Here is a 4,533-nt window from a genome sequence, read left to right as displayed (position 1 = left end):
CCTCAGGGAGCCGGGCCTTCGCCGTGCGGGGGTGTGGCTGTGCGTACCGGCCCCGCTGTCTCGTGTCAGCCGCCCGGGACCGGGCGTGCCGATGTCGTCCCTCGTGGCATCCGGTCGGAGTGCGGCGGCCGGCGGCTGCCGGCCGGGGTGACCGGGATGCGCTCCGAGCGTGTGGTGTGCGGGCCCGACGCCCGGTGCAGCGGCGGCCGGGCGGACCGGGCCGCGATGGACGGGTCCTGGCCCCCGGCGGACTCGTGGGTGGGCGTCCGCAGCGCGGAGGCCCCGATCGGTGCCGCGGCAGGCGCGGTGGCCGTGCCCGGACGGGCGAGCCAGGTGTCCCGCAGCGACAGGATCCGGGCCTCGGCCCGGGCGATGAGGGGCTCGAACCAGGGCAGCGCCAGCAGGATCAGCAGACCGGCGGCCCAGCCAAGCACGACGTCGCTCAGCCAGTGTGTGCCGAGGTAGACCGTGGTCAGGCCCACACCGAGCGAGGTCACGGCGGACAGCGCGGACAGCCAGCGCCGGGCTGCCGGCGTGGAGGCCAGATAGGCGAGGATGCCCCAGGTCACGACGGCGTTCGCGGTGTGGCCCGAAGGAAATATGTCGCCGCCCAGCCACATCTCGTTCGAGCCGATCGAGGTCGCGTAGTGCGGCCCGAGGCGGCCCATGCCGATCTTGGCGGCGCCGACGGTGATGTTCAGCAGCAGCAGGGACACGCCCAGCGCGAGCAGTGGGCGCAGGGTGTGCTGCCGCCAGGAGCGCCAGCCCAGCCACGCCGACACCATCACGGCGGTGGGACCGCGCTGGCCCAGGACCACGTAGTAGTCCAGGAACGCGTGGATCTCCGGCCACTGCTGGTACGGGCGGAAGAACATGACCTGCCAGTCGAGGCGGACCAGCCACGAGGTGATGACCACGGCCCACACGATGGCCGCGTAGAAGGCCAGGGTGGCCAGGAAGAGCACCACCCTGTGCCGGCTCATCACCGGCACATCGATGTGGGCCGGTCGTTCCGGCTCACGGTCCAGTCGCTCGAAGACCCGCTCCATGCGGGTCAGCAATCGTTCGGTACGCACTCACGCGACGTTACAGCGAGTGAGCTCTCTTCCGGTGCGATTCCCTCGCTTTGTGATGACGATGTGATGTGGGATTGCTCTCAGCGGAGGTTTATTTTCATGGAATCCGTAATCAGCGGGGCGCGCTGCCTTCAATTCCACTGATCATTCGGCATCCTGGTTTTATGGTGCTTTTGGATTCGTTCACCGATTGCTGGTGTGGACTTCTCCATCCGCTCACAGAACGTTCGCCCAGGGTGAGCGGACCGGTCAGGGCGGACCGGAGCCATTGAGCCAGAACGCCCCGTAGAGCGCGGACGCCACCGCGACTGCCCCGAGGGCCGACGCGGACCTGGTCGTACGCGGCGTGGCCAGGGCCCTGGCGAGTGGCAGCAGCAAGGGGAAGGCGGGCATCAGCAGGCGCGGTTTCGAGCCGAAGTAGCTGGACGCGCAGAGGGCGAGCGCGACCACGACCCCCGTGTAGACCAGCAGCGGCAGCGGCTGCCCCTGCCGGACGCCCACCACGTACAGCCAGACCACCAGCCCGACCCCGACGACCAGGCCGACGCCGGCGAGGGCCGACGGGAACGACGTGAACTTGTCGGCGACGAACCGGGCGAAGGCGTACCCCCCGTCGAAACCGTTGCGCCAGCCCGCCTGCACGTCCAGGTACCCGAGCGGGCCCTTGCCCGTGCGGTGGCCCACCCACAGCACGTACCCGGCGGCGCCGACCGGCGCGAGCAGCATGCCCAGGGCGCGCCGCCACGCGGGGGCGCCGTTCGGTTCCGGCACCCTCCGATCCCGTACGAACGAGGGAGCCAGCGCCGCCACCCACACCGCCGCGACCACCGCCAGGCCCACCGGACGGGTCAGCCCGGCGAACGCGGCGAGCGTGCCCGCGGCCACCCAGCGGCCGGTCAGGACCGCGTACAGCGCCCAGGCGGCGAGCGCGGTGAACAGCGACTCGGAATACGCCATCGACTGCACGATCCCGACGGGCAGCACGGCCCACACCAGCACCGCGCAGACCCCGACACGCCCGCCCGTCTCCCACCACCGCCCTTCCAAGGCCGCGCTTCGCGCCTTCTTTTCTGCGTACACGTGGTCCGCCACGGCGAAGATCCCCCAGGCCGCGGTCAGCGAGGCGAGCGTGCTGACGACGAGGCCCGCGTCCGCGTACGACAGTGAGGTCACCGCCGACACGGCGCGCTCCAGCCAGGGCAGCAGCGGGAAGAAGGCCAGGTTCGAGTGGACGTCGCCGTTAGGGAGGCGGACCTCGTAGCCGTAGCCCAGGTCCGCGACCCTGACGTACCAGAGCGAGTCCCAGCGGGCCGACAGCAGGGTGTGCGCGCTCTTGTCGCGCGCCGCGCTCCACACGGCGAGGGCGACGAGACCCAGGGCGCGCACCGCGGCGTACCCGAGGAGCGCGGGGGCGGCCCTTGAGAGGAGGAGCGGCGCCGGGCGCGTTGCAAGATCGGTCACGCGCTCGATTATCGGGGCCGCCCGGAACCGGGTGGCCTTTTCGGGCGTGTCGGCCGGTGGCGGGGGAGGGGAGCGTGGCGCACGCCACACGCTGTCCGAACGTTCCATGAGAGGCCCACCACGTGCCACTGGCGAGATCTCGCGTACCCTGACGACTCACTCGCCTTTGTTGCGCGGGCCTGGGACACCGCTCCTCCCGGGCCATAGCCGTCGGGGAGTCCCCACCCCGAGGCCCGCCGAACGCGAGGGATCATCTGGGAGGTACGTACATGTCCGGGACGACCACGGCTGCTGCGCGGTGCCGTCGGGCGGCCGGGGACGGTGCCAACCGCTGGGTCGTCCTCGTCGTCCTCTGCGCCAGCCTGCTGCTCGTGGCTGTCGACGCCACCGTGCTGCACGTCGCGGTGCCGGCCGTCACGGAGGACCTCAAGCCCAGCGGCGTCGAGCTGCTCTGGATCGTCGACGTCTACCCGCTCGTGTGCGCCTCGCTGCTGATCCTCTTCGGCACGCTGGGCGACCGGATCGGCCGCAGACGGGTCCTCCTCCTCGGATACGCGCTCTTCGGCGTCGCCTCGGGCCTGGCGGCCTTCGCCGACAACGCCCCGGTGCTGATCGGGGCCCGGGCGCTGCTCGGCGTCGGCGGCGCAATGATCATGCCCGCGACGCTGTCGATCCTGCGGCAGGTGTTCCCCGACCGGCGTGAGCGGGCGATGGCGATCGGCGTCTGGACCGGCGTGGCAGCGGTCGGCGCCGCCGTCGGACCCCTGCTCGGCGGCTTCCTGCTGGAGCACTTCTGGTGGGGCGCGGTCTTCCTCGTCAACATCCCGCTGATGCTCGTCAGCCTGCCGATCGGGCGCATGCTGCTGCCCGAGTCGACCGGTGACCGCGACGGGCCCTGGGACGTGGTCGGCGCGCTGATGGCCGCCGCCGGTCTCTTCGGCGTCGTCCTCGGGGTGAAGCGGCTCGGCGGCGGGGAGAGCCCGTTCGACCTGTACACGCTGCTGCCCCTGGTGCTGGGCGCCGGGCTGGTGGCCGCCTTCGTACGGCGGCAGCGGCGGCGCGCCCACCCCCTGGTGGACCTGCGGATGTTCGCACGCCCCGCGTTCAGCACGTCCGTCGGCTGCATCGTGCTCGCCATGCTGGCGCTGGTGGGCCTGGAGCTGATCGCGGCGCAGTATCTGCAGCTGGTGCTGGGGCTGTCCCCGCTGGAGACGGGCCTCAGGCTGCTGCCGCTCACGATCGCGGCCATGGCGGCCGGGCTGGTCGGGTCGCACATGCTGCGCCGCTTCGGTCCCCGTCGCATGGTCTCCTCGGGCTTCGGCCTCACGGCGGCCTCGGTCGTCCTGCTGACCGTGATGGGCGACCAGGACAACCCCGTCCTGCTGCTCGTCGGCTTCATCCTGCTCGGGTTCGGCCTGGAGACGACGCTCTTCGGGGCGTACGAGTCGATGCTCAGCGAGGCGCCCCAGGCCCAGGCGGGCGGGGCCGCGGCCATCGGCGAGACCTCGTACCAGCTCGGCGCGGGCATCGGGATCGCCCTGCTCGGCAGCGTGATGAACGCGGCGTACGCGCCCGGACTCTCCGGCGTGCCCGGCGTCCCGGCGTCGGCCTCGGCGGCGGCCGGGCACTCCCTGGGCGAGGCGTACGAGGTGGCCGGGCGGCTGGGCGGTTCGTCGGGCGAGGCGCTGCGCCGCGCCGCGCGGGACTCCTTCGTGCACGGGCTGCATGTGACGTTGCTGGTCAGCGCGGTGTTGCTGGTGCTGGGCGCGGTGATGGCGCTGCGGCTGCCGCGGCACATGGAGTGCGGGGCGCCTGCGGCGGGCTCGGCGGATGTCGCTCCGGTGCCCGCGCCCCGGGGGGAGCCTCGCGGGGCGAACGGGAAGGTGCGGGCGGAGTCGTCCGTGAGTTGAGGTGGGTGGGCGGCTGCGGGTACGTCGTGGTTGCTCGCGCCCACGCGGCGGAGCCGCAAATTGACACAGCCCCGCGCCCCTAAAAG

Annotated in this window: 3 protein-coding genes; 1 reads left to right on the top strand and 2 read right to left on the bottom strand. The window is 72.2% G+C overall.

Features of this window, described 5'->3' with window-relative positions; all coding sequences use genetic code 11:
• Positions 1 to 65: 65 nt before the first annotated feature.
• A complete protein-coding gene (locus FNH08_RS45255; protein WP_322726487.1) occupies positions 66 to 1,076 on the bottom strand; it encodes a phosphatase PAP2 family protein in 1,011 nt (336 codons plus the stop codon).
• 249 nt (positions 1,077 to 1,325) lie between these two features.
• Positions 1,326 to 2,537, bottom strand: coding sequence for a mannosyltransferase family protein (locus FNH08_RS45250; protein ID WP_322726486.1), 1,212 nt, complete (start codon positions 2,535 to 2,537; stop codon positions 1,326 to 1,328).
• Between the two features lie 269 nt (positions 2,538 to 2,806).
• Here FNH08_RS45250 and FNH08_RS45245 point away from each other — a divergent pair, with 269 nt between their 5' ends.
• On the top strand, positions 2,807 to 4,447 hold the full coding sequence (locus tag FNH08_RS45245; RefSeq protein ID WP_152777388.1) for an MFS transporter: 1,641 nt from the start codon (positions 2,807 to 2,809) through the stop codon (positions 4,445 to 4,447).
• The last annotated feature ends 86 nt before the right edge of the window (positions 4,448 to 4,533 follow it).

Source organism: Streptomyces spongiae, assembly GCF_009377185.1.
Taxonomy (GTDB): domain Bacteria; phylum Actinomycetota; class Actinomycetes; order Streptomycetales; family Streptomycetaceae; genus Streptomyces; species Streptomyces spongiae.
The sequence above is the reverse complement of the archived record's forward strand: the minus strand, read 5'-3'. Positions and strand labels throughout refer to the sequence as shown.

Bases quoted from the DNA above. Each gene is read 5' to 3' on its own strand.
- FNH08_RS45245 (WP_152777388.1), top strand. From the start codon at position 2,807: ATGTCCGGGACGACCACGGCTGCTGCGCGGTGCCGTCGGGCGGCCGGG.